Annotated in this window: 22 protein-coding genes; 15 read left to right on the top strand and 7 right to left on the bottom strand. The window is 65.0% G+C overall.

Features of this window, described 5'->3' with window-relative positions; genetic code table 11:
- Nucleotides 1–145 precede the first annotated feature (145 nt).
- The gene (locus ACVI1L_RS32390; RefSeq protein ID WP_016847412.1) at nucleotides 146–349 is read left to right on the top strand and encodes a cold-shock protein; all 204 of its coding nucleotides are present in this window, start codon (nucleotides 146–148) and stop codon (nucleotides 347–349) included.
- Between the two features lie 77 nt (nucleotides 350–426).
- Here ACVI1L_RS32390 and purN read toward each other — a convergent pair whose 3' ends face one another.
- Nucleotides 427–1,077 (bottom strand): phosphoribosylglycinamide formyltransferase, encoded by a 651-nt coding sequence (gene purN / locus ACVI1L_RS32385; RefSeq protein WP_229190833.1) that lies wholly within the window; start codon nucleotides 1,075–1,077, stop codon nucleotides 427–429.
- A complete protein-coding gene (gene purM, locus ACVI1L_RS32380) occupies nucleotides 1,074–2,147 on the bottom strand; it encodes a phosphoribosylformylglycinamidine cyclo-ligase (protein WP_141340454.1) in 1,074 nt (357 codons plus the stop codon). The genes purN and purM overlap by 4 nt, the downstream gene beginning before the upstream one ends.
- Before the next feature lie 160 nt (nucleotides 2,148–2,307).
- Between purM and ACVI1L_RS32375 the strand changes: the two genes are divergently transcribed.
- From ACVI1L_RS32375 to ppx, 4 genes are all read left to right on the top strand, one after another.
- Entirely contained in the window at nucleotides 2,308–2,850 is a 543-nt protein-coding gene (locus tag ACVI1L_RS32375; protein ID WP_028332358.1) for a CDP-alcohol phosphatidyltransferase family protein, read from the top strand.
- Between the two features lie 87 nt (nucleotides 2,851–2,937).
- Entirely contained in the window at nucleotides 2,938–3,615 is a 678-nt protein-coding gene (locus ACVI1L_RS32370; protein ID WP_168856980.1) for a P-loop NTPase family protein, read from the top strand.
- A 131-nt stretch (nucleotides 3,616–3,746) separates the two neighbouring features.
- Complete coding sequence (locus ACVI1L_RS32365) at nucleotides 3,747–5,951, top strand: RNA degradosome polyphosphate kinase (RefSeq protein ID WP_310884760.1); 2,205 nt, start codon at nucleotides 3,747–3,749, stop codon at nucleotides 5,949–5,951.
- 12 nt (nucleotides 5,952–5,963) lie between these two features.
- Entirely contained in the window at nucleotides 5,964–7,466 is a 1,503-nt protein-coding gene (gene ppx / locus ACVI1L_RS32360; protein ID WP_057019891.1) for an exopolyphosphatase, read from the top strand.
- A gap of 3 nt (nucleotides 7,467–7,469) precedes the next feature.
- Here the strand turns inward: ppx and ACVI1L_RS32355 are convergent, their stop codons facing one another.
- Both ACVI1L_RS32355 and ndk read right to left on the bottom strand, forming a co-directional pair.
- The gene (locus tag ACVI1L_RS32355; protein WP_057019890.1) at nucleotides 7,470–8,309 is read right to left on the bottom strand and encodes a TerC family protein; all 840 of its coding nucleotides are present in this window, start codon (nucleotides 8,307–8,309) and stop codon (nucleotides 7,470–7,472) included.
- Nucleotides 8,310–8,421: 112 nt separating this feature from the next.
- Entirely contained in the window at nucleotides 8,422–8,844 is a 423-nt protein-coding gene (gene ndk, locus ACVI1L_RS32350) for a nucleoside-diphosphate kinase (RefSeq protein WP_016847423.1), read from the bottom strand.
- Nucleotides 8,845–9,190: 346 nt separating this feature from the next.
- Between ndk and ACVI1L_RS32345 the strand changes: the two genes are divergently transcribed.
- From ACVI1L_RS32345 to ACVI1L_RS32335, 3 genes are all read left to right on the top strand, one after another.
- Nucleotides 9,191–9,454, top strand: a complete 264-nt coding sequence (locus ACVI1L_RS32345; protein ID WP_018271306.1) for a hypothetical protein — start codon at nucleotides 9,191–9,193, stop codon at nucleotides 9,452–9,454.
- A gap of 210 nt (nucleotides 9,455–9,664) precedes the next feature.
- On the top strand, nucleotides 9,665–9,847 hold the full coding sequence (locus ACVI1L_RS32340; protein WP_038377182.1) for a hypothetical protein: 183 nt from the start codon (nucleotides 9,665–9,667) through the stop codon (nucleotides 9,845–9,847).
- Between the two features lie 107 nt (nucleotides 9,848–9,954).
- Entirely contained in the window at nucleotides 9,955–11,817 is a 1,863-nt protein-coding gene (locus ACVI1L_RS32335) for an ABC-F family ATP-binding cassette domain-containing protein (protein ID WP_076831987.1), read from the top strand.
- 268 nt (nucleotides 11,818–12,085) lie between these two features.
- On the opposite strand, the gene ACVI1L_RS32330 is transcribed toward ACVI1L_RS32335, so the two are convergent.
- The 3 genes from ACVI1L_RS32330 to ACVI1L_RS32320 all read right to left on the bottom strand — a co-directional run bounded on the left by ACVI1L_RS32330 (nucleotide 12,086) and on the right by ACVI1L_RS32320 (nucleotide 14,721).
- Nucleotides 12,086–12,640, bottom strand: coding sequence for a hypothetical protein (locus tag ACVI1L_RS32330; RefSeq protein WP_083715152.1), 555 nt, complete (start codon nucleotides 12,638–12,640; stop codon nucleotides 12,086–12,088).
- Nucleotides 12,641–12,741: 101 nt separating this feature from the next.
- Complete coding sequence (locus tag ACVI1L_RS32325) at nucleotides 12,742–13,194, bottom strand: DNA polymerase III subunit chi (protein ID WP_028335176.1); 453 nt, start codon at nucleotides 13,192–13,194, stop codon at nucleotides 12,742–12,744.
- 15 nt (nucleotides 13,195–13,209) lie between these two features.
- Nucleotides 13,210–14,721, bottom strand: coding sequence for a leucyl aminopeptidase (locus ACVI1L_RS32320; RefSeq protein WP_456784734.1), 1,512 nt, complete (start codon nucleotides 14,719–14,721; stop codon nucleotides 13,210–13,212).
- Nucleotides 14,722–15,090: 369 nt separating this feature from the next.
- Between ACVI1L_RS32320 and lptF the strand changes: the two genes are divergently transcribed.
- The 7 genes from lptF (at nucleotide 15,091) to ACVI1L_RS32285 (ending at nucleotide 23,828) form a co-directional block, all read left to right on the top strand.
- Nucleotides 15,091–16,257, top strand: coding sequence for an LPS export ABC transporter permease LptF (lptF, locus tag ACVI1L_RS32315; RefSeq protein ID WP_016847429.1), 1,167 nt, complete (start codon nucleotides 15,091–15,093; stop codon nucleotides 16,255–16,257).
- Nucleotides 16,254–17,351, top strand: coding sequence for an LPS export ABC transporter permease LptG (gene lptG, locus ACVI1L_RS32310; RefSeq protein WP_168856977.1), 1,098 nt, complete (start codon nucleotides 16,254–16,256; stop codon nucleotides 17,349–17,351). Before lptF ends, lptG begins: the two co-directional genes overlap by 4 nt.
- A gap of 77 nt (nucleotides 17,352–17,428) precedes the next feature.
- Entirely contained in the window at nucleotides 17,429–19,846 is a 2,418-nt protein-coding gene (locus ACVI1L_RS32305) for an LPS-assembly protein LptD (protein ID WP_456784733.1), read from the top strand.
- 73 nt (nucleotides 19,847–19,919) lie between these two features.
- Nucleotides 19,920–20,876 carry a SurA N-terminal domain-containing protein gene (locus tag ACVI1L_RS32300; protein WP_456784732.1) on the top strand — a complete coding sequence of 319 codons (957 nt, stop codon included), beginning with the start codon at nucleotides 19,920–19,922 and terminating at the stop codon, nucleotides 20,874–20,876.
- A 17-nt stretch (nucleotides 20,877–20,893) separates the two neighbouring features.
- Nucleotides 20,894–21,895, top strand: coding sequence for a 4-hydroxythreonine-4-phosphate dehydrogenase PdxA (gene pdxA, locus ACVI1L_RS32295; protein WP_076831975.1), 1,002 nt, complete (start codon nucleotides 20,894–20,896; stop codon nucleotides 21,893–21,895).
- On the top strand, nucleotides 21,896–22,750 hold the full coding sequence (rsmA, locus tag ACVI1L_RS32290; RefSeq protein WP_057019884.1) for a 16S rRNA (adenine(1518)-N(6)/adenine(1519)-N(6))-dimethyltransferase RsmA: 855 nt from the start codon (nucleotides 21,896–21,898) through the stop codon (nucleotides 22,748–22,750).
- 19 nt (nucleotides 22,751–22,769) lie between these two features.
- Nucleotides 22,770–23,828: an alcohol dehydrogenase gene (locus tag ACVI1L_RS32285; protein WP_028344804.1), complete on the top strand. Its 1,059-nt coding sequence runs from the start codon at nucleotides 22,770–22,772 to the stop codon at nucleotides 23,826–23,828.
- Nucleotides 23,829–24,073: the final 245 nt, after the last annotated feature.

The following is a 24,073-nucleotide window of genomic DNA, read 5'->3' as shown; positions in this document are numbered from 1 at the left end:
CAGGGCCTCGAGAGGCGAAACTTCGGACTTGAAGACTTTGGATCTGACGACCCGGGAAGTGAACAGACAGCGCAAAGTCCGCTTGTGGCGTGGCACGTGGAAAACGTGGCCGCGTCTTTTTTATGTCTAAACTGGGAGAGAGACGATGCCGAAGGGTACCGTCAAATGGTTCAACCCGACCAAAGGTTACGGGTTCATCAAGCCAGCCGTCGGCGACAAGGACGTGTTCGTCCACATCTCGGCGGTCGAGCGCGCGGGCCTCAGCACATTGAACGAGAACCAGTCCGTCGAGTACGAGCTGGTGGAGAACCGCGGCAAGGCGTCGGCAGAGAACCTCAAGGTTCACTGAACGCCGCTGCCAGCGGAATTCATCCTGATGCCTCCCCCGGCCGCATCACCCCGGGGGATGTCTCCTGCAACCGCGCGCTAAGGCGCCGGCGCGATCAGGGTATGGTCGGTTGCGCCGCTGCCCAGGGTCTTGCAGAGATCGCCTTCCAGCTCGAGCCGGCCGCTCGCCAGCAGCCGCAGCGCCTCCGGATAGATGCGATGCTCGATGGTGATCACGCGCGCGGCGAGCGTCTCGGCCGTGTCGTCGTCAGCGACCGTGACCGCGCCCTGCATCACGATCGGTCCGGCGTCGGTCTCCGGGATCACGAAATGCACCGTCGCTCCGGACAGCTTGACCCCTGCACGCAACGCCTGGCCGTGCGGATCGAGACCCGGAAAGCAAGGCAGCAGCGAGGGATGGATGTTGAGCATCCGCCCGTACCAGTGCCGCGCGAACTCGGCGGTGAACAGCCGCATGAAGCCGCCGAGGCAGATCAACTCGACCTGCCTGTCGTCGAGCGCCCGCTGCAGCACGGCCTCGAAGCCGGCGCGGTCCTTGCCGAACGGCTTGCTCTCGATGACGATGGTCGCAATGCCGCTCGCGGCCGCCTTCTCGAGCCCGGCGGCATCGGCACGGTTCGAGATCACGGCCACGATCTCGGCCGGGAAATCCTCAGCCTTCGCAGCCTCGATCAGCGCGGCCATGTTGGAGCCGCGGCCGGAGATCAGGATGGCGACGCGGCGCTTCATCGCGAGAGATCGAGATGACCGTTATAGACCACGCGATGCTCGCCTTTGGCCTCGATCACCTCGCCGAGCAGTGTCACCGTCTCGCCGCCGGCGGTAAACGCCTCGGTCACGGCGTCGACCGCATCAGCCTTGACGATCGCGATCATGCCGATGCCGCAGTTGAAGGTGCGCAGCAGCTCGAGCTCGGCGATGCCGCCCTGCTCGGCCAGCCATTTGAACACCGGCAGCACCGGCAGCCGCGCCAGATCGATGCCGACGCCGAGATGCTTCGGCAGCACGCGCGGAATGTTGTCGGTGAAGCCGCCGCCGGTGATGTGGGCGAGGCCTTTCACCGCGCCGGTGTCGCGGATCGCGCGCAGGCAGGATTTCACATAGAGCCGGGTCGGCGTCAGCAGCGCGGCGCCAAGCGTCATGACCGGCGCGAACGGCGCCGGCGCGTCATAGGCAACGCCGGACTGCTCGACGATCTTGCGCACCAGCGAATAGCCGTTGGAGTGCACGCCGGAGGAAGCCAGCCCGATCACGGCATCGCCCGCCGCGATATCCGCGGTCGGCAGCAGCGTGCCGCGCTCGGCCGCGCCGACCGCAAAGCCGCCGAGGTCGTAATCGCCATCCTTGTAGAGGCCGGGCATCTCGGCGGTTTCGCCGCCGATCAGCGCGCAGCCGGATTCGCGGCAACCCTCGGCGATACCAGCGACGATCTGCGCGGTGGCCTCCGGGTGCAGCTTGCCGCAGGCGAAATAGTCGAGGAAGAACAGCGGTTCCGCGCCCTGCACGACGAGGTCGTTGACCGACATCGCGACCAGATCGATGCCGATGCCGCCATGAATGCCGGTCTCGATCGCGATCTTCAGCTTGGTGCCGACGCCATCGGTCGCGGCCACCAGGACCGGATCCTTGAAGCCGGCGGCCTTGAGGTCGAACAGCCCGCCGAAACCACCGATCTCGGCGTCCGCGCCAGGCCGCGCGGTGGCCCGCACCATCGGCTTGATCAGATCGACCAGTCGATTGCCGGCGTCGATATCGACACCCGAATCCGCGTAAGTGAGCCCGTTTTTGCGCTCGGTCATGCCCAATTCCAGATGATCAGGGGCTGGTTACGAGGAATTCCGCCCCCGCGCAATGGCTCGCGGCGCTGCTGCCGCGATACTATGTAGATAACACAAGGCGGCTGCGCAAAAGAGCCGGATATCGAGTAAAATCAGGCTTCTAGCCGGGAAGCGATCCAAGTTGAGCATTCCGAACATCATCACCCTCGGCCGCATCATCCTGGTGCCGGTGATCGTCTGGGCCATCGTGTCCAGCCAGATGGAGATTGCGTTCGCGATCTTCGTGATCGCCGGCGTCTCGGACGCGGTCGACGGTTTCCTCGCCAAGCGCTTCAACATGACGAGCGAGCTCGGCGCCCTGCTCGATCCGCTCGCCGACAAGGCGCTCCTGGTGTCGATCTATGTCGCGCTCGGAATCTGGGGCGCGGTGCCGCGCTGGATCGTGATTCTCGTGGTGTCACGCGACATCATGATCGTCTCCGCCGTGATTGTGTCATGGTTGTTCGACAAGCCAGTCGAGATGAAGCCGCTGATGGTGTCGAAGCTGAACACGGTGGCGCAGGTCGCGTTCGCAGCGCTGGTGCTGGCCTCGCTCGGCTTCGGCTTTCAGCCACACCCTTACGACCTGATCCTGATGGGCCTGGTCACGATCTTTACTTTGGGTTCGGTGTCCCTCTATCTCGTGGAGTGGGTGCGGCACATGAGCACGATCGAAGCTCGGTAGGCGGGATCCGGAAAAGTGGAAGCCGGTTTTCCCGCGACAAACGCAACGCGTTTACGCATAGCTAGATAAAGTGGTTTGGAGACCTGCGTGGCCAGTAGCGTTCAACCTCGTCAATTGGCCTTGGCCCTGCCGCACGAGGAGAAGCTGACCCGCGACGATTTCCTTGAGGGCCCTGCCAATGAGGCGGCGCTGGCGCTGATCGACGGCTGGCCGGACTGGCCAAACCGAATCATGCTGCTGGTCGGGCCTGACGGCTCCGGCAAAAGCCACCTCGCCGCGATCTGGGCCGAGAGCGCCGGCGCGCGCTCGACCGCGGCGCATGCGCTGACCGCCGACACGGTGCCGACCGCGCTTGCGACCGGTGCGCTCGTCGTCGAAGACCTGAGGCCGGCGGATTTCGACGAGCGCGCGATGTTTCATCTTTTAAATCTGGCGCGCCAGGACGATGCCTACGTGCTGATCACGGCGCGCATTCCGCCCTCGGCGTTCGAGATCGAATTGCGCGACCTGCGGTCGCGGCTCCGCGCGGTGCCGACCGTGACGCTGCTGCCGCCGGACGACCAGCTGTTCCGCGGCCTGATCGTCAAGTTCTGCGCCGACCGCCAGATGAGCGTGGACGAACCGCTCGTCAGCTATCTGAGCAACCGGATCGAGCGTTCCTACGTTGCCGTCCGGCAGGCGGTCGAGCTCCTGGATACCGAGGCACTCCGGCTCGGCCGTCCCGTCACGCGGGCGCTGGCGGCGGAGCTGTTGCGCGACGCCTGATCCATCCCGCGGCTTGACGGCGCAGGCGAGCGGAACATCAATGTCATCGAAACGTCATCGCAATATCACATGGTCTCTGCGGCTCTCGGCTACACCGCCCCGGCCCCTGCCCTGAATTGGACCAGCACTTTATGGACTCGGCACAAGCTACTGAAATCAAAGAAAAAGAGGCGGAGTTTCCCGCCATTCCCGCAATCGCGACCAGCCCCGAACGCTTCATCAACCGGGAGCTGTCCTGGCTGCACTTCAACCGGCGGGTGCTCGAGGAATCGGTCAATCTCGGCCATCCCGTGCTGGAGCGGGTCCGCTTCCTGTCGATTTCGGCGAATAACCTCGACGAGTTCTTCATGGTCCGTGTCGCCGGCATCAAGGCGCAGGTCCGCGAGGGCATTACCGAGCGCAGCCCGGACGGCCTGCTGCCGGCCGATCAGCTCGTGATGATCAACAAGACCGTCTCGCAGCTCGCCTCCGACCAGCAGGCGATCTGGAGCGACCTGCGGGATATCCTGGCCAAGGTCGGCATCCAGCTGGTCGACGGCCGCGACGTCACCAAGTCCGAGCGCAGCTGGATCGAGGATCACTTCCTCCACAGCATCTTCCCGCTGCTGACGCCGCTGGCGATCGACCCGGCGCATCCCTTCCCGTTCATCCCGAATCTCGGCTTCACGGTGGCGCTGCAATTGTCGCGGATCTCCGACGGCAAGGCGATGAACGCGCTGATCCGCATGCCCGGCAAGATCGACCGCTTCATCCGCATCCCCTCCACCAAGGAAGGCGCGCCGGCGCGGCTGATCACGCTGGAGCAGGCCACCGGTCTCTTCATCGGCCGCCTGTTCCCCGGCTACACCGTCAAGGGCCAAGGCGCATTCCGCATCATCAGAGACTCCGAACTCGAAATCGAGGAAGAGGCCGAAGACCTCGTTCGCCTGTTCGAGACCGCGCTCAAGCGGCGACGCCGCGGGTCGGTGATCCGGCTCGAGATCGAGGCCACGATGCCAGAGGAGCTGCGCATCTTCGTGCAGCACGCCTTGTCGGCCGCAGACGACGAAGTGATCCTGGTCGACGGCGTGCTGGCGATGAACGAGCTGTCGCAGCTCACCCGCCTCAATCGCCCCGACCTCGAATTCCCGCCCTATGTGCCGCGCCACCCCGAGCGGGTGCGCGATCATGGCGGCGATATCTTCGCCGCCATCCGCCAGAAGGACCTCGTGGTCCATCACCCCTACGAATCCTTCGACGTCGTGGTGCAGTTCCTGCAGCAGGCGGCACGCGATCCCGACGTGGTCGCGATCAAGCAGACGCTCTATCGCACCTCGAACAATTCGCCGATCGTGCGCGCGCTGGCGGAAGCCGCCGAGGCCGGCAAGTCGGTGACCGCGCTGATCGAGCTGAAGGCGCGCTTCGACGAGGAAGCCAATATCCGCTGGGCCCGCGACCTCGAACGCGCCGGCGTGCAGGTGGTCTACGGCTTCATCGAATTGAAGACGCATGCCAAGCTGTCGATGGTGGTGCGCCGCGAGGGCGGCAATCTCACGACCTATGTGCACACCGGCACCGGCAACTATCACCCGGTCACCGCGCGCATCTACACCGACCTCTCCTACTTCACCTCGGATCCGATCATCGGCCGCGACGTCGCGCGGGTCTTCAACTACATCACCGGCTATGCCGAGCCGAGCGACATCGAGAAGATGGCGGTGTCGCCGCTGACGCTGCGCAAGCGGATCATCGAGCACATCCACGGCGAGATCGCGCACGTCAAGCACGGCCGGCCCGGCGCGGTCTGGATGAAGATGAATGCGCTGGTCGACCCTGATATCATCGACGCGCTGTACGAGGCCTCGCAGGCCGGCGTCTCGGTCGAGCTCGTGGTGCGCGGCATCTGCTGCCTGCGGCCGGGGCTGCCGGGACTGTCGGAGAACATCCGCGTCAAATCGGTGATCGGCCGGTTCCTGGAACACGGCCGAATCTATAGCTTCGGCATGGGTCAGGGCCTGCCGAGCACAAAAGCTGCTGTGTATATCTCGTCCGCTGACATGATGCCGCGAAACCTCGACCGCCGCGTCGAGGTTCTCTGTCCGCTGCAAAATCCCACGGTGCATCAGCAGGTTCTCGAACAGATCATGGTCGCGAACCTGAAGGACACCGAGCAAAGCTGGCAATTGTTGCCGGATGGGTCGTCAACGCGTATGAAGGCCGCGAAAGGCGAAGAGCCCTTCAATCTGCATGACTACTTTATGACAAATCCGAGTCTGTCCGGCCGTGGTAAGTCTCTCAAGGAATCTTCACCGCGCCGTCTCACGCGTCGCAACGAGCGTCAGCAGCCATCGTCTTAAGGGGGTCTTACGGTGAAGCGGCCGCGGAAGCGCGCTTCCAGCGTCGCTGTCATCGATATCGGCTCGAACTCGGTTCGTCTCGTGGTCTACGAGGCGATGGCGCGCAGCCTCATCACAATCTTCAACGAGAAGGCGCTGTGCGGGCTCGGGCGCGAGGTGCAGAGCACCGGCCTGCTCGCAACCGATGCCGTCAACAAGGCGCTCACCGCGCTGCGCCGTTTTCGTGCACTGTGCAGGATCCAGCAAGTCGGCCGCGTCTACGCGATCGCGACCGCGGCCTGCCGCGACGCCAAGAACGGTCCGGACTTCATCGCCAAGGCCGAGCGCATCTGCGGCGCCAAGATCGAGATCCTCACCGGGCCGCGTGAAGCGAAGCTATCCGCGCTCGGCGTCGTCTCGGGCGTGCACAATCCGAACGGCATCGTCGGCGATCTCGGCGGCGGCTCGCTTGAACTGATCGATGTCAAGGGCAGCCGCGTGCGCAGCGGCGTGACGCTGCCGCTCGGCAGCCTCGCGCTGCAGGACCTCTCCAACAAATCGCTCAAGCGCGCCGAACGCATCGTCAAGAACGAGCTGCTCGGCGTCGCCCAGCTCAAGACCGGCCGCGGCCGCACCTTCTATGCCGTCGGCGGCACCTGGCGTGCGCTGGCGCGCATTCACATCATCCAGAGCGGCTACCCGCTCAAGGTGATGCACGGCTATTCGATCCCGGCGGCCGACGCACTCGACTTCGCGCAGCGGCTGCGACGGCTGGCGGCCACCAACATGCTGGCCAATATCGAGTCGGTCGCCGACGCGCGGCGGCCGCTATTGGCCTATGCCGCGCTCGTGCTCGAATACATCATCCGCGTAGCCCAGCCGAAGACCATCGTGTTCTCGACCTTCGGCGTACGCGAGGGCCTGCTCTACGAGATGCTGCCGCAGGCCGAACGCGCCAAGGACGGACTGCTCTGCGCCGCGCAAAATCTCAACGAATTGCTGTCGCGCTCGGCCCGCCACGCCCAGGAGCTGACGGCGTGGACCGACCGGCTGGTGCGCGTCGTCAGGCTACGCGAGACCGAGGAAGACCGCAGGCTGCGGCACGTCGCCTGCCTGCTCTCCGACATCGGCTGGCGGGTGCATCCCGATCATCGCGGCGAGGAAACCCTCAGCCTGATCATGAACGGCAATTTCGGCTCGATCACGCATCAGGGCCGCGCCTTCGTCGCGCTCTCGGTGTTCTATCGCTACGCCGGGCTCAGCGAGGAAAACGAGCCGCCGCCGCAGATCCGCGCGCTGGTGACGCCGGCGATGGACGAGCGCGCCCGCGTGCTCGGCGCCGCATTTCGCGTCGCGCATCTGATCACGGCGGCGCGCACCGGCGTGCTGCCGGCAACCCATTTCCGCACCCAGGGCCGCAAGCTGATGCTGGTGTTCGAGCACCGGATGGTGGATCTGGTCGCCGACCGCGTCGGCAGCCGCTTCAAGCAATTGGCGCGGCTGGTCGGGCGCGCCGGCTCGATCGTGCGGCGCTAGACCTCACGCCGCCTTGGCGGCGTGCTTGGCCTTGCGGAGTGCGTGGCGGCGCCAGATCGACCCCACGACCAGCACCACGATGATGCCGAGCACCGCGAGCGCGATCTCGCCGCCATTGCCGCCATGGGCGAATTGCGGCGACATCCCGACCGACGTCAGCCAGGAATCGAGCTTGGTACCGAGCGGTCCGGCGAACAGCGCGTCCAGCTTCGGATGCACGGCGGGATCGGTCGCGATGACGTCGCCCGCGATCCAGCCGAGCAGCGCGGCGCCGGCCCAGACCAGGACCGGCAGCTTGGTGAGCAGCGCCATGATCAGCGCCGCGCCGGCAACGATCAGGGGAACGCTGATCGCAAGTCCGAGCACCAGCAGCGGCACGCTGCCGTTGGCGGCGGCGGCCACCGCGATCACATTGTCGAGGCTCATCACGATGTCGGCGACGACGACGATCTGAACCGCGGCCCACAGATGCGAGGCCGCGTGCACGCTGTCCTCGTCCTCCTGCTCCGGCACCAGCAGCTTGGCGGCAATCACGATCAGCGCCAGCCCGCCGACCAGCTTCAAATAGGGAAGCTCCATCAGGCTGGCGACGATGCCGGTGAAGATGACGCGCAGCAGCACCGCCGCGGCGGCGCCGAGAATCATGCCCCACAGGCGCTGGCGCGGCGCGAGCCCGCGGCAGGCGAGCGCGATCACGAGCGCGTTGTCGCCCGACAGCAGGACGTTGATCCAGATGATCTTGCCGACGGCGACCCAGAACGTCGGCGTCGCCATCTCGTTCTTGAATTCGGTGAAGAACGCGCCGATGTACGCCGGATCAAAGATCTGCCACAGCCAGTCCACAGCGAGTCCTATTCGGCCTTGCGGCCGCCCCTGGCGGCGGTCGTCCGCCGCTCCCCGGTTCTACTTCGACGCGGTCTCCTCGGGAGACCGCGCCACTTTCAGCAATACGGTGTCAGCCGACGATCTCGTTGCCGGCGAAGAACTGCGCGATCTCGATCACCGCGGTCTCCGGCGCATCCGAACCGTGCACCGAGTTCTCGCCGATCGACTTCGCATAGAGCTTGCGGATGGTGCCTTCAGCGGCCTTCGACGGGTCGGTCGCGCCCATCACGTCGCGATATTTCAGGATAGCGCCCTCGCCTTCCAGCACCTGGACCACAACCGGGCCCGAAGTCATGAAGTCGACCAGCTCGCCGAAGAACGGACGCGCCTTGTGGACGGCGTAGAAGGTCTCGGCCTGGCCGCGGGTCATGCGGATGCGCTTCTGCGCCACGACGCGCAGGCCCGCCTTCTCGATCACCGCATTGACCGCGCCGGTCAGGTTGCGCTCGGTGGCGTCGGGTTTGATGATCGAAAAGGTGCGTTCAATCGCCATGATTTCGTCCTTGTAAACTTGGCTGGGAGTTGCCGGGGCTTATATCGGCGCGACGGGATAACGGCAAGCGACCCTGTGACGCGTTAGCCTTTAGTTTTGACGCATTTTCACGACGAAAACCGTCGTTAGCGCGCCCTCCGGACAGCGGCCGGCTCGGCCAACTTACCGCGATTTCACCTAGGTGAACCCATTCTGTCAGCGCCGTGCCGCTGCCGTTCAGCTCAAGTCACATAGGCTCTGCAGCGATCGGACGCCTTGCTGGCCCCCCATCCGCAAGCCTCACAGGACGTCTCGGGAAATGTCACCGCGGGCGCGTCGCGCGCGCCCATACCTCGAGGAGACGATCATGTTACGCAAACTCTCGCTTGCCGCCGTCGCCGCGGTTTCGCTCGGTGCCGCCGCGCTCGCCCCGACCTCCGCTTCTGCGTGGGGTGGTTGGCATGGCGGCTGGCACGGTGGATGGCACCACGGCTGGTGGGGCGGTCCGCGCGTCATCGTCGGCGGCCCGGCCTATTACGGCGGTTATGGCTACGGCGGCGGCTGCTACGTGCGCCGCGTGGTGCCGACCCCGTGGGGGCCCCGCTGGCGCCTGGTCAACCGCTGCTACTGATCCATCGAATCTACGACTGCTCCCCTGACTTGCTTCTCGCCCCGGCCCTCGCGCCGGGGCTTTTTTCGGGTCCGCCGGGGGAACCCGGGCATATATGGGACCCACTACCTCAAGGCGAGAGCAAGGCGCGGAAACCAAATTCGGGGTCGCGACTTGTCATGGCGAGGAGCTACTCGAACATGCGAGGTGGAACTCGCCAAGAGACATGCCATGACGATGACAATGAGCAAGATCGACAAGGACGCCGATCAGATTGATCACAAGACCTGCCGTTACATCTGCGATGCCGTAGGCGAACGGCTTCAGCAAAGCATGCGGCCAGAGCCCGCACTTTCGTCTCGCCTGCAGCAACTCCTCGATGAGATGCAACGACGGGAAGGCGATCGCCATTAGATGTTGAGGGCTGACCAGCAGCCCAATTGCGTTTTTGCAACAGCTCCGGGAGAGATTTTACGAACAGACGGGGTTGCGTTTGGCGGCGGGTCCGGTGACAACGCTGCATGCTCTCCATCACTGACATCTCGGTCCGGATCGCCGGACGGCTGTTGATCGATCACAGTTCGGTGCAAATTGTACCCGGAGCCCGCGTCGGATTTGTCGGCCGCAACGGCGTCGGCAAATCGACGCTGTTTCACGCCATCCGGGGCGACATCCCGACCGAGAGCGGCAGCATCGCGCTGCCGCCGCGCTGGCGTATCGGCAGCCTCGCGCAAGAAGCGCCCGACGGGCCCGAAAGCCTGATCAACGTCGTGCTGAAGGCCGATCTCGAGCGCGACGCGCTGCTGCGCGAGGCCGAGACGGCGCACGATCCGCACCGGATTGCCGAAATCCAGACCCGGCTGGTCGACATCGACGCCCATTCCGCGCCCGCCCGTGCCGCGGCGATCCTCTCCGGCCTCGGCTTCTCGACATCAGACCAGGCGCGGCCGTGCGCGGAATTTTCCGGCGGCTGGCGCATGCGCGTGGCGCTGGCGGCGACGCTGTTCTCCGCGCCCGACCTCCTGCTGCTGGACGAGCCGACCAACTATCTCGATCTCGAAGGCACCTTGTGGCTCGAGAACCACCTCGCCAACTATCCGCGCACCGTGATCGTGATCAGCCACGACCGCGACCTGCTGGACACCTCGGTCGATCAGATCCTGCACCTCGATCGCGGCCGGCTGACGCTCTACAAGGGCACCTATTCCTCGTTCGAGGACCAGCGCGCCGCGCGCGAGTTGCTCGACGCCAAGCACGCCAAGCGGCAGGCCGATGAGCGCAAGCGCCTGCAGGATTTCGTCGACCGCTTCAAGGCCAAGGCCTCGAAGGCGCGGCAGGCGCAGTCGCGCGTGAAGATGCTGGAGCGGATGAAGCCGATCACCGCGCTGGTGACCCAGGATGTTCATGAGATCTCGTTCCCGGCGCCGGAGAAGCTGCTGTCGCCGCCGATCATCGCGGTCGATGACGTCTCGGTCGGCTACGAGCCCGGCAAGCCGGTGCTCAATCGCGTGACGCTGCGCGTCGATACCGACGACCGCATCGCGCTGTTAGGGGCCAACGGCAACGGCAAGTCGACGCTGGTCAAGCTGCTGGCGGGCAAGCTCGCGCCGTTTGCCGGCCGGATCACGAGGGCCGACAAGCTGTCGGTCGGCTATTTCGCCCAACACCAGGTCGACGAGCTCAATCTCGACGGCTCGCCCTATGATCACATCCGCAAGCTGATGCCGGAGGCGCCGGAGAGCAAGGTGCGCGGCCGCGTCGGTGCGATCGGCTTCTCCGGCAAGGCCGGCGACACGCTGGTGAAGAGCCTGTCGGGCGGCGAGAAGGCGCGGCTGCTGCTGGGGCTTGCCACGTTCTACGGCCCGAACATGATCATCCTGGACGAGCCGACCAACCACCTCGATATCGACAGCCGTGCGGCGCTCGCGGAGGCGATCAACGAATTCCCCGGCGCCATCATCATGGTCTCGCATGATCGCTATCTGATCGAGGCCTGCGCCGACCGCCTGTGGGTCGTGGCCAACCAGACCGTCACGGCCTATGACGGCGATCTCGACGAATATCGACGCATGATCCTGTCGGCCAATGACGGCCGGCCGGCCTCGCGCGAGCGCGTCAAGGAGGCCGCGAAGCCGGAGCGCATCCGCAACGAGAAGCGTGCTTCACCCAGGCAGCGGGTCGCGCAAGCTGAGGCCGAGATCGAGCGCATCAACGCCATCATCGCCAAGATCGATACCGCACTCGCATTGCCCGATATTTTTACCCGCGACCCCAAGCAGGCCGCGCAACTGACCAAGGCGCGCGCCGGCGCCGAGAGCGCGTTACAGCGCGCCGAGGAAGACTGGCTGGAAGCCAGCGCCGAACTCGACGAAGCGGCGAGTTAGACCGGGCGGAGCCACATATCCGATGTCGTCCCTGCGAAAGCAGGACCCATAACCACAGATGGTCGTTGCTGCACGATCGTCGAACGACGAGTCCCCATAACCACATCCGCCGCGGCGTATGGGTCCCTGCTCCCGTGCGCAATTGCGCACTAGGCAGGGACGACCCGTGGAGGGAGCCGAGGCTCTCATTCTATCCGGTGTGATGTCCGCGCGTCCGGTATCATGCCCGCGCATGCAGGCATTGGCCTGCCGCTGCGGCGAAAACGCTCTAGCCGTGCGAGGTCTTTTTCTTCTTCGGCTTCGCCTGCTTCGGCTCGGGCACGGGATCCGGGCCGCGCTCGACGGACGACAGGCGCCCCGAGGTAAAGGTGTAGATGCCGGCGCGCGCGCCGCGCGACCAAGTCACGACCGCAACGCGCCCGCCGCCCGGAGCACTGGACAGGTTGACGCTGTCGGGAGCGCCGATGCCGCGCACGACGTCGCATTCAGTGTGGCCGAGTGCAACGCTGCCGCCCGTTGGCTGCGGCGGTGGTGCACCGCCGGCCTGTGCGTTGGCATCGGTGGCGCCCGGCGGCGGTGCCATGCCTGGACAGCTGCCGTCGGCACTGACGAGATCGTCGTTCGTCACCGGCTTGTCCGGCGTCAGTGGCGGCGATTCGATCGAGATGTTGCGGATGAACACCCGCCCGGGACGCGAGAACCATTCCGCATCGCGCGAAAACAAGTCGGATCCGGCGCCCGAACAGCCGGCAAGTCCCGGTGCAAGCACCAGCAACGCCAGCAGCGACTTCCGACTGAATGTTCCGTCCCGCACGATCGACAAAGCTCCTACCCCTTACCTAAGGGCTTGTCCGAACATCACTTTGCGGCATGACCGTGGCCCGCCCCAAGAAACGTCGAATTATCATTAATTCGTAGCTATCGCTATTGGCGCCGCTGCCAGCGTCCCCGCTCGTCGGTCTGCCAATAGGTGACCTCGAAGCCGCGCGCCTTGCAAGCGGTCCAGCTTTCCCTGGCCGAGGCCACCGCGTCGGGGTCGTCGCCGTTGAACACGAGGACCACCCGCTCGTAGCTGTCGCAGTCGGCCGGCAGCGCCGCATTGTCGACCAAGAAGCGGACATTGGCCCGATTCGGGTTGCCCTCCTCGATCGACAGGATGATCGGCTGGTCCTGCGCGTCGGCAACGCGCGAAGTCGCGTGCGGTAGGAACGAATCGTCGCTGTAGGTCCACAGATGCGCGTCGAGCGTCTCGGCACGCTCCTGTGACGTCGATTGCACGACCACGCGCCAGCCGCGCTCGAGCGACTTCTCGAGCAGTGGCGGCAGCACGCTCTCCAGCGTCATGTTCTGCAGGTGGTAGAACAGAACCTCGGTCATGCGCCGGCCGACACTCTATTTCCTGGATTTCCTGGCTTCATAATAGTCGGAGACCAGCCGCTCGAGCAGCCGGACTCCATAACCCGAACCCCAGCTCTGATTGATCTCGGTCTTCGGCGCGCCCATCGCGGTGCCGGCGATGTCGAGATGCGCCCACGGCGTGCCGTCGACGAAACGCTGCAGGAATTGCGCTGCCGTGATCGAGCCGCCGTTGCGCCCGCCGGTGTTCTTCATGTCGGCAAATTGCGAATCGATCTGCTTGTCGTATTCGGGACCGAGCGGCATGCGCCACACCTTCTCGCCGGTCTCGAGCCCGACCTTGGCCAGCCGCTCGGCGAGCTCGTCGTTGTTAGAGAACATGCCGGCGTGATCGGTGCCGAGCGCGACCATGATCGCGCCGGTCAGCGTGGCCAGATCGACCATGAATTTCGGCTTGAACTTCTTGGCGACATACCAGAGCACGTCGGCGAGCACGAGGCGTCCCTCGGCGTCGGTGTTGATGATTTCGATGGTCTGGCCGGACATCGAGGTGACGATGTCGCCCGGACGCTGCGCATTGCCGTCGGGCATGTTCTCGACAAGGCCGATGGCACCGACCGCATTGACGCGGGCCTTGCGCGCCGCCAGCGCGTGCATCAGCCCGACCACGCAGGCCGCACCGCCCATGTCACCCTTCATATCCTCCATGCCGCCGGCCGACTTGATGGAGATACCGCCGGTGTCGAAGCAGACGCCCTTGCCGACGAACGCGACCGGCGCCTCGCTCTTCTTGCCGCCGTTCCAGCGCATGATCACGGTGCGGCCGGGTCGCGCCGATCCCTGCGCGACGCCGAGCAGCGCGCCCATGCCGAGCTTGGTCATCGCCTTGACGTCGAGCACCTCGACGCTGACGCCGAGCTTGCGAAGCTGGCTGGCGCGGCGTGCGAATTCCTCGGGATACAGCACGTTCGGCGGCTCGTTGACGAGCTCACGCGCCAAATACACACCGTCGACGACGGACGCTTCAGGCGCGTAGGCCTTCCTGGCGGCGGCAACATCGTCGACGGCGATCGAGACGTCGGCCCGCAGGGCGCCGTCCTCGCCGTCCTTCTTCTTGGTCTTGTAGCGGTCGAACTTGTAGGCGCGCAGACGGATGCCGGTGGCGATCGCGGCGGCCTGGCCGGCGGCCATCGCGGCATCGGGCAGTTCCGCGACCACGGTCATCGAACCGCTGCCGGCATTGAGCTTGCCGGCCGCCACGCCGCCAAACTTGAGAAAATCCTTCTCCTTGAGGTCGGCCGCCTTGCCAATGCCGATCACGATCAGCCGCTCGACCTTGATTCCCTCCGGCGCCAGGATGTCGAGGACCGCCCCACTCTTGCCCTTGAACTGGTTGGCGGCCGCGGCCCGCTTGACCGTCTCGGCGGCAACTCCCAGCGCCTTCCGGGTGGCGGCTCCCAGCTTCAATTGGTCGTCGCAAAAGACCACCAGAATACCGCGAGCGGACGCGGAGATCGGAACAAAGCCGACCTTGACGGCGTCGGACATAGGAAAATCCTCCAGAACTCAGGGTGTTGCTCGGACCTGAGGCGGTCCTTCCGGCACGCGGGGTGAGCATTGCATGGCGGTCCGAAACCAGCCCGGACCGGGCTTGTCATACACTATGACCTGCCGGCTGCGCCGCTGCCAAGCGCCGGAGTGGCCGGAAGGCCACAAAAGCGATTAATTAACCATAAATTAAGCGTGCCTTGGCCCGGCCATTTTGCTGACGGATCAAAGGGATGGTAGTGAGAGAGTGTCTAGAGAGTGAGCCGGACGGGTCCGCGGCTCGACCATAGGGGAACCCGGGTTGACGGGGATGGTCGAGAGCCGTGCGTTTGGTTGCGTGCAGGGGGCCTTGGGGGTCGTGCGGTAGCGATGGGGTCGATCGACAAGTACATCTTTAAAACGACGCTGGCGTCGTTTGCGCTTGTCCTGGTCAGCCTCACCGGCGTGATCTGGATTACGCAAGCGCTGCGCGGCATCGATCTGATGACCAGCCAGGGTCAGACCATCCTCACCTTCCTTGGCATCACCGGTCTCGTGATTCCCGCCCTGGTGCTGATCATCGCCCCGATCGCGCTGATGATCGCGATCTCCCATACGCTGAACAAGCTCGCGACCGATTCCGAAATCATCGTCATGAACGCGGCGGGCTTCTCGCCGATCCGGCTGTTCCGGCCGTTCTTCCTTGCCACCTGCGTGGTGGCGGCGCTGGTCGCCTTCATCGGCGCCTATCTCGCCCCCGACGGCATGCGCCGAATCAAGCAGTGGGACGCCGAGATCACCGCCGACGTGCTGACCAACATCCTGCAGCCCGGCCGCTTCGCCCAGCTCGACCAGAACTTGACGATCCGGATCCGCGAGCGCCTGCCCGGCGGCGTGCTCGGCGGCGTCTTCGTCGACGATCGCCGCGATCCGCAGGAGCGCGTCACCATCATCGCCGACCACGGCACCGTGCAGAAGACCGACCGAGGCTCGTACCTCGTGCTCTATGACGGCAATCTGCAACGGTTCGAGGTTGGCAAGCGTGATCCGGCGCTGGTCGCGTTCGCCCGTTACGCCTTTGACATGTCGAAATTCTCGCAGGGCCGCGACGTCACGCTCGGGATTCGCGAGCGCTATCTCTGGGAGCTGATGTGGCCGGACGAGGAAGACAAGACCTATCAGCAGCTGTCGGGCCAGTTCTTCGCGGAGCTGCATGATCGCTTCATGGCGCCGATCTATCCGTTTGCGTTCGCTGCCCTTACCTTCGCCTTCCTCGGCGCGCCGCGCACCACGCGCCAGAGCCGCAATTTCTCGATCGGCGGCTCGGTATTCGCGGTGTTCGGCCTGCGCATGGTCGGGTTCGCCTGCTCGGTTATGGCGGTGAAGACGCCGCTCGCGGCGCTGGTGCAGTATCTGATGCTGTTCGGCGGCATCGGCATCGGCATCTGGATGATCGTCGGCGGCGTGGTCGTCGAACCGCCGCCGCGGCTGATGGAAGCGATCAACAGGAATAACGAGCGCATTGCGCGCCTCTTCCGGAGGCCGGCAACCGCATGAGCATGGTCACAAACACGCTCGGGCGTTATTTCGCCGGCCGCTTCGTGGTCGCGGCGGTGGGCGTGTTCGCGGGCATCTTCGTGCTGCTCGTGCTGGTCGACTACATCGAGATGGTGCGCAAGACGTCGGGCCTCGTCTCGGCCTCCGCGATCACGGTCGCGGAGACTTCGCTATTCCGGGTGCCGCAGCTGCTCGAGAAGCTGATGCCGTTCTGCGTGCTGATCGGCGCCATGACCTGCTACCTCGCTTTGTCGCGTCGGCTGGAGCTCGTCGTGGCCCGCGCCGCCGGCGTCTCGGCCTGGCAATTCATCTCGCCGGCGCTGGCCAGTGCGATCATGCTCGGCATCTTCGCGACCACTGCCTACAATCCGGTATCGGCCAATCTGCGCGAGCTGTCCAAACGGATGGAAGCCGAGCTGTTCGGCTCGGCGCCCGGCGGCGGCATTCAGGACGCGTCCGGCTTCTGGCTGAACCAGATCAACGACGAGGGTCAGGCGATCATCAATGCGGCCCGCAGCGAGCAGCAGGGCGTCCGGCTGACCGGCCTCACCGTGTTTCGATTCGATACGGCGCTCCAGTTCAAGGAGCGAATCGAAGCGCGCGAAGCGGCGCTCGAAGACGGCCGTTGGGTGTTCAAGGGCGCGCGCCGATTCACCCTCGATAAGCCTCCGGTGGATCAGGACACCTTCTACCTGACCACCACCCTTACCCCGGCACAGGTGCGCAACAGTTTCTCCACCCCAGAAACTGTGTCCTTTTGGCAACTGCCGAACTACATCCGTTCGTCGGAGAGCTCAGGGTTCGCGACGGCCGGCTATCGCTTGCAGTATCACAAGCTCATCGCACAGCCGTTTTTGCTGGCTGCGATGGTGATGTTGGCGGCTTCTGTGAGCCTCCGCTTCTTTCGGATGGGCGGCGTGCAGAAGATGGTTTTGAGTGGCGTGGGCGCAGGCTTTCTGCTCTACGTGCTGTCGAAAGTAACTGAAGATTTGAGCAAGGCTGAGTTGATGCATCCCATCGCTGCGGCGTGGTTGCCTGTCGTTGTGGGCAGCCTCACCGGTTTCTTAGCCTTGCTGTACCAGGAGGACGGGTAGTGGCTATCGTCGCCGCCCGCCAGTTGAGGTCGCCTGCTCTCGGGCGGCGCAGTGTCCTGCGCCGTCAACGGAGCCGCATGGCCGCGTTTGGCGTTTCGATCTCAGCTCTCCTCGCCGCGTTCGTCGTGGTCAGCGCGCTCGATGTTGTCGCGTCGACGCCGGCTGCCGCGCAGGCCTTCACCTACAATCCGCGTCCGCCGAAGCCGCCCCGCCCGCCGGCCAAGAATGACGGGCAGATGCTGGTTCAGGCGACCGAGGTCGATTACGACTACAACAACCAGCGCGTCTCGGCCGTCGGCAACGTCCAGATGTTCTACAACGGCACCAGCGTCGAGGCCGACAAGGTCATCTACGACCAGAAGACCAAGCGTCTTCATGCCGAAGGCAACATCCGCATGACCGATGCGGAAGGCAAGATCACCTACGCCAACATCCTTGATCTCAGCGACGACTACCGCGACGGGTTCGTCGATTCGCTGCGCGTCGACACCGAAGACCAGACCCGCATGGCGGCGACCCGCGCCGATCGGTCCAGCGGCAATTACACGGTGTTCGACAACGGCGTTTATACCGCCTGCGCGCCCTGTAAGGATGATCCGAAGAAGCCGCCGCTCTGGCAGGTCAAGGGCGCGCGCATCATCCATAACCAGACCGAGAAGATGCTCTATTTCGAGAACGCCCAGCTCGAATTCTTCGGCGTTCCGATGGCGTATCTGCCCTATTTCTCGACGCCCGATCCGACCGTGAAGCGCAAGAGCGGCTTCCTGATGCCGGGCTTCACCACGTATTCGGCGTTCGGCGTCGGCGTCGAAATCCCCTATTACTTCGCGCTCGCGCCGGACTTCGACGCGACGTTCAATCCGCGCATCACCTCGAAGCAGGGCGTGCTGTTCCAGGGCGAATTCCGTCAGCGCCTGTCGAACGGCGCCTATCAGATCCGGCTCTACGGCATCGACCAGCTTGATCAAGGCGCCTTCGCCGGCCAGCCCGGTGACCGCCAGTTCCGCGGCGGCATCGAGACCAAGGGTCAGTTCGCGCTGAACGACAAATGGACCTGGGGCTGGGACGGCGTGCTGCTGTCCGACTACTACTTCATGTCCGATTACCGGCTGGCCCAGTACAAGGATCCGTTCGGATCGTTCCTGTCGCTGCCGACCGAGGCGATCTCGCAGCTCTATCTGACCGGCGTCGGCAACCGCAGCTTCTTCGACGCACGCGCGATCTATTATCTCAGCTACTCCGGCAACCAGAACCAGGTTCCGGTGGTCGCGCCCGTTATCGACTACAACAACGTGATCAACAGCCCGATCTTCGGTGGCGAGTTCAGCTACAAGGTGAACTTCACCAACCTGACCCGCGAAACCGCGGTGTTCGACCCGATCACGACGACGGCCAACACCAACGGCCTGTGCCTGACCACATCCGCGGACCCGATGGCGCGCACGCCGTCGCAGTGCCTGCTGCGCGGCATGCCGGGCACCTACACAAGGCTGACCGCCGAGGCGCAGTGGCGTAAATCCTATACCGACCCGCTCGGCCAGATCTGGACGCCGTTCGTCGGTGTCCGCGCCGATGCCATCAACGCCGACATCTCGAACCAGCCGGGCGTTTCCAACTTCCTGCCGGTCGGCGACACCCAGACGGTCCGCCTGATGCCGACCGTCGGCTTCGAGTACCGCTACCCCTTCATCAACGTGCAGCCGTGGGGCACGACGACCATCGAGCCGATTGCGCAGGTCATCATCCGGCCCGACGAACCCAGCGCCGGCAAGCTTCCGAACGAGGACGCGCAGAGCCTGGTGTTCGATACCTCGAACCTGTTCGCGATCGACAAGTTCTCCGGCTACGACCGCGTCGAAGGCGGCAGCCGCGCCAATGTCGGCGTGCAGGCCACCACGCAGTTCGATCGCGGCGGCAGCGTCAAGGCGATGTTCGGACAGTCCTACCAGATGTTCGGGTTGAACTCGTTCGCAGTCGCGGACGTCACCAACACCGGCATCGATTCCGGCCTGCAGAATCCGCGCTCGGACTATGTCGCGAGCCTCGCCTACTCGCCCAACCGCACCTACACGTTCAGCGTCCGCTCGCGGATGGACGAGGCGACCTGGAACATCAACCGGTTCGAGGCCCAGGCCAGCGCGAACTTCGACCGCTGGTCGGTCAGCCTGATGTACGGCGACTATGCCGCGCAGCCGGAGCTTGGCTATTTGACGCGCCGCGAAGGCATCCTCGCCAGCGGATCGATCAAGGTGGCGGCGAATTGGGTGGTTCAGGGCGCGGCGCGCTGGGACCTTGAAGCGAACAAAATCAACCAGTACGCGTTCGGCGCGGGCTATGTGGACGACTGCTTCGTGCTGGCCGCCAACTATGTCACGTCCTATACCTATCAGGCTGGCTCGACGCCGCCCGTCCTCAGCCACGCGTTCATGTTCCAGATCGGGCTGCGGACGATCGCGCAGACCTCCACGTCCAGCAGTTCGGCTGGCATGCAGTAGCGAGCGGTCTGGCGGGGTGCTTGGATTGCCTGCGGGCCTGTGGCTCCGGCTTGAATTGGTTTAAACGGCTGACATGACGATAATCACGACCGGTAGCCTGCCAACGCGCCGCCATCAGCTAGTGTTGAGTTCCCTGCTGGCTCTTTTCCTCCTGCTCGGAGGCGGTGCGCGACTGCATGCCCAGACCATCGCCGTGATGGTCAATGGCGAGCCCATCACCAATTACGACATCGAGCAGCGCGCCAAGCTGAACGCCCTGACCGGCGGCAAGACGCCTGATCGGAAGACCGTCCTCGACGAGCTGATCGATGAGAAGCTGAAGATCAAGGAAGCCAAGAAATTCGGCGTCGATCCCTCCGCCGGCGATATCGACCAGTCCTTCGGCGGCATGGCGCAGCGGATGCGGCTTTCCGGCGACCAGCTCACCAAGGTGCTCGAGGGCAAGGGCATCCGCCCGGATACGCTGAAGCAACGCATCAGGGCCGACATGGTCTGGACCAGCCTGGTCCGCGGCCGCTTCAAGGAAAGCCTGCAAGTTGGCGAAAAGGACGTGGCCAACGCGGTCAAGGAGGCCGGAGGCGCGGCTGAGGCCGAGGCATTCGAATACAGGATGCAGCCGGTCGTTCTGATCGTGCCCCGCGGCGCGCCGCAGTCGGAGTTCGAGGGACGCCGCAAGGAAGCGGACAGCCTGCGCGAGCGCGTCACCAGTTGCGAGGAAGCCAACACCTTCTTCAAGTCGATGCGCAACGCCGCGATCCGCGAGATCGTCGTGAAGACCTCGGCCGACCTGCCGCAGTCGCTGCGCGACATCCTGGACAAGACCCCGGTCGGCCACCTCACCCCTCCCGAGGTCACCAAGCAGGGAGTTGAAATGGTCGCCCTCTGCGGCAGGAAGGCAACCACCGTCGACACGCCGAAGAAGCGTGAGATGCGCGACAAGATGTACGTGCAGAAGTACGAGGCGAAGTCGAAGGCCTACCTGCAGGAAGTCCGAAAAGCCGCGATGATCGAATATCCAGGCGGGCGATGATCGACTATCGTTGACGCATGGCTCAACCTCTCGCACTTACATCCGGCGAGCCCGCAGGCATCGGCCCCGACATCACGCTCGCCGCATGGCTGCGCCGCCGCGAACTCGATCTCCCGCCGTTCTATCTGCTGGGCGACCGCGCCGCGCTTGCCGAACGCGCCAAGACGCTCGGGCTTGCCGTCGAGTTGGCCGAGGTCAGCGCCGCGGAGGCATCCACGACGTTCGCACGCGCCCTTCCCGTGGTTGCGACCGGCAAGACGGTGACGGCGCGACCGGGCCAGCCCGACGGCACGAGTGCCGATGCGGCGCTGGCATCGATCCGGCAGGCCGTCGCCGATGTCGCCGCCGGCAAGGCCAGCGCCGTCGTCACCAATCCGATCGCCAAGAACGTGCTGTACCGCGCCGGCTTCCGACATCCCGGCCATACAGAGTTCTTGGCCGAGCTTGCCGCAAACGGCGGGCGCGCGCCGCAGCCGGTGATGATGCTGTGGTCGCCGGCGCTCGCCGTCGTCCCGGTGACGATCCATGTGTCGGTCCGCGAGGCGCTGGCGCAATTGACGACCGACCTGATCGTGTCGACCGCGCGGATCGTGGTCGCGGACATGAAGGCGCGGTTCAGCCTCGCGGCGCCGCGGCTCGCCATTGCCGGCCTCAATCCGCATGCCGGCGAAGACGGCACGCTCGGCATGGAAGACGTCGAGATCGTCGCGCCCGCGGTCGAGATCCTGCGCCGCGACGGCATTGCCGTCCGGGGCCCGCTGCCGGCCGACACCATGTTCCACGCAGCCGCGCGCAAGACCTACGACTGCGCGATCTGCATGTATCACGACCAGGCGCTGATCCCGATCAAGACCGTCGCGTTCGAGGACGCCGTCAACGTCACGCTGGGGCTGCCCTTCATCCGGACCTCGCCCGATCACGGCACCGCATTCGATATCGCCGGCACCGGCAAGGCCAATCCGTCGAGCCTGATCGCCGCCCTCCGGCTCGCCGCGCGCATGGCCGCGGCATCAAGCTAAGTGAGCACGATCGACGATCTGCCGCCGCTGCGCGACGTCATTCGCGAGCATTCGCTGTCGGCGCGCAAATCGCTCGGCCAGAATTTTCTGCTCGATCTCAACCTCACCGCGCGCATTGCCCGCGCCGCGGGCCCGCTGGAAGACTCCACCGTGATCGAGGTCGGCCCCGGTCCCGGCGGCTTGACGCGCGCGCTGCTTGCGCTGGGTGCCAAGCGCGTGATCGCCATCGAGCGCGACGAGCGGGCGCTGGCTGCGCTCGACTATATCGCCAAGCGCTATCCCGGCCGCATCGAGATCGTGCATGGCGACGCGCAGCGCTTTGACCCGCGTCCCTTGCTCGATGGCGCCAAGGCCAAGATCGTCGCCAACCTGCCCTACAACATCGCGACCCAGCTGCTGGTCGACTGGCTGTCGATCGAGCCGTGGCCACCCTGGTACGACATGATGGTCCTGATGTTCCAGCGCGAGGTCGCCGAGCGCATCGTCGCCCATGAGGACGAGGAGGCGTATGGCCGGCTCGCGGTGCTCGCCAACTGGCGCGCCGAGACCAAGATCCTGTTCGACATCTCGCCCGCGGCCTTCGTGCCGCAACCGAAGGTCACGTCCTCGGTGGTACGATTGATACCGCGCGCCGCGCCCGAGCCGTGCGACCGCCGCATGCTCGAGCAGGTCGCAGCCGCCGCCTTCGGCCAGCGCCGCAAGATGCTGCGCCAGAGTTTGAAATCGCTGTCGGTCGATCCGGCGCGGCTTGCTGCCGCAGCCGATATCGACGCGACACGGCGCGCCGAAACCATTCCGGTCGCGGGCTTTGTTGCCATGGCCCGGGAATTGGCCGATATACGGGCCACAAAATAGAACAACAGGAGAAAACGTAATGGCGCGTATGGTTCGCCAATCCCTCGTCAAATTCGATGCACCGCTGTGCGAAACCATCGTCGACACGCCGAAGCCCCAGGGACGCGAAGTGCTGGTGCGCATCGAGCGCTGCGGCCTGTGCCATTCCGATCTCCACATCCAGGACGGCTACGCCGATCTCGGCGGCGGCAAGAAGCTCGACACCACCCGCGGCATGACCCTGCCCTTCACGCTCGGCCATGAGATCGCGGGCGTGGTCGACGAGGTCGGCCCCGATGCGCCGAAGGATCTGATCGGGACGAAGAAGGCCGTCTTCCCCTGGATCGGCTGCGGCCAGTGCCGCGACTGCCTCGCCGGCGACGAGAACCTCTGCGTCAAGCAGCGCTTCCTCGGCGTCTCGATCGACGGCGGCTTCGCCACCCACGTGCTGGTGCCCGACGCAAAATACCTGCTCGATTACGATCCGCTGCCGGTCAACCAGGCCGCCACCCTGATGTGCTCCGGTGTCACCGCCTATGGCGCGCTGAAGCGCCTGGTCGATCGTCCGCGCCAACGCAATTTGCTGCTGATCGGCCTTGGCGGCGTCGGCATGATGGGCCTGTCATTCGCGCAGGCGATGTTCAAGCAGCCGATCACGGTTGCCGATCTCAGCCCCGCGGCGCGCGAGACCGCGCTGAAAAACGGCGCGGCGGCCGCCTATGACCCGGCAGAGCCCGATGTCGTCAAGCGCATGCTGAAGGAGAGCGACGGCGGCTTCGACGGCGTCGTCGACTTTGCCGGCAACGAGAAGTCGATGGCGTTTGCGGTGTCGACGGTCGCGCGCGGCGGCAAGATCGTGGTGTCCGGCCTGATGGGCGGCCAATTCACGCTGCCGATGGTGCAGTGGGTGTACAAGCGCATGACCATCGAAGGCTTCATGGTCGGCACGCTGGCCGAAGGTCAGGAATTGATGGCGCTCGCCCGCGCCGGCAAGATCAAGCCGACGCCGATGAAGGAAGAGCCGATGGCCGACGTCCAGAAATGGATCGACGAGCTGCGCGCCGGCAAGGTCGTCGGACGCATCGTCCTGAAGAACTAGAGCATGATCCGAAACAGTGTGACGCGGTTTTCCGAAAGGTCATGCTGAGACATGACGTCCCGTCGGTGCTGCTACCGCCGGCGGGACGCGGCCGCTCCGATGGAACCTGACAGTCGAACCAGGCCATCGTTCTGTTCGTGTTCCGCGGCCTTCGGCCCGCCGCAATTGCGGCACGCCGCGAGCCCCAATTAAGCCCCACCCGTTCCGGATTTGCGGCGCATTGCGACCCAACTCTTTGCCGAGAT

The sequence above is a fragment of the Bradyrhizobium sp. USDA 4516 genome (assembly GCF_054055915.1).
This window is presented reverse-complemented; position numbering and strand designations above follow the sequence as displayed.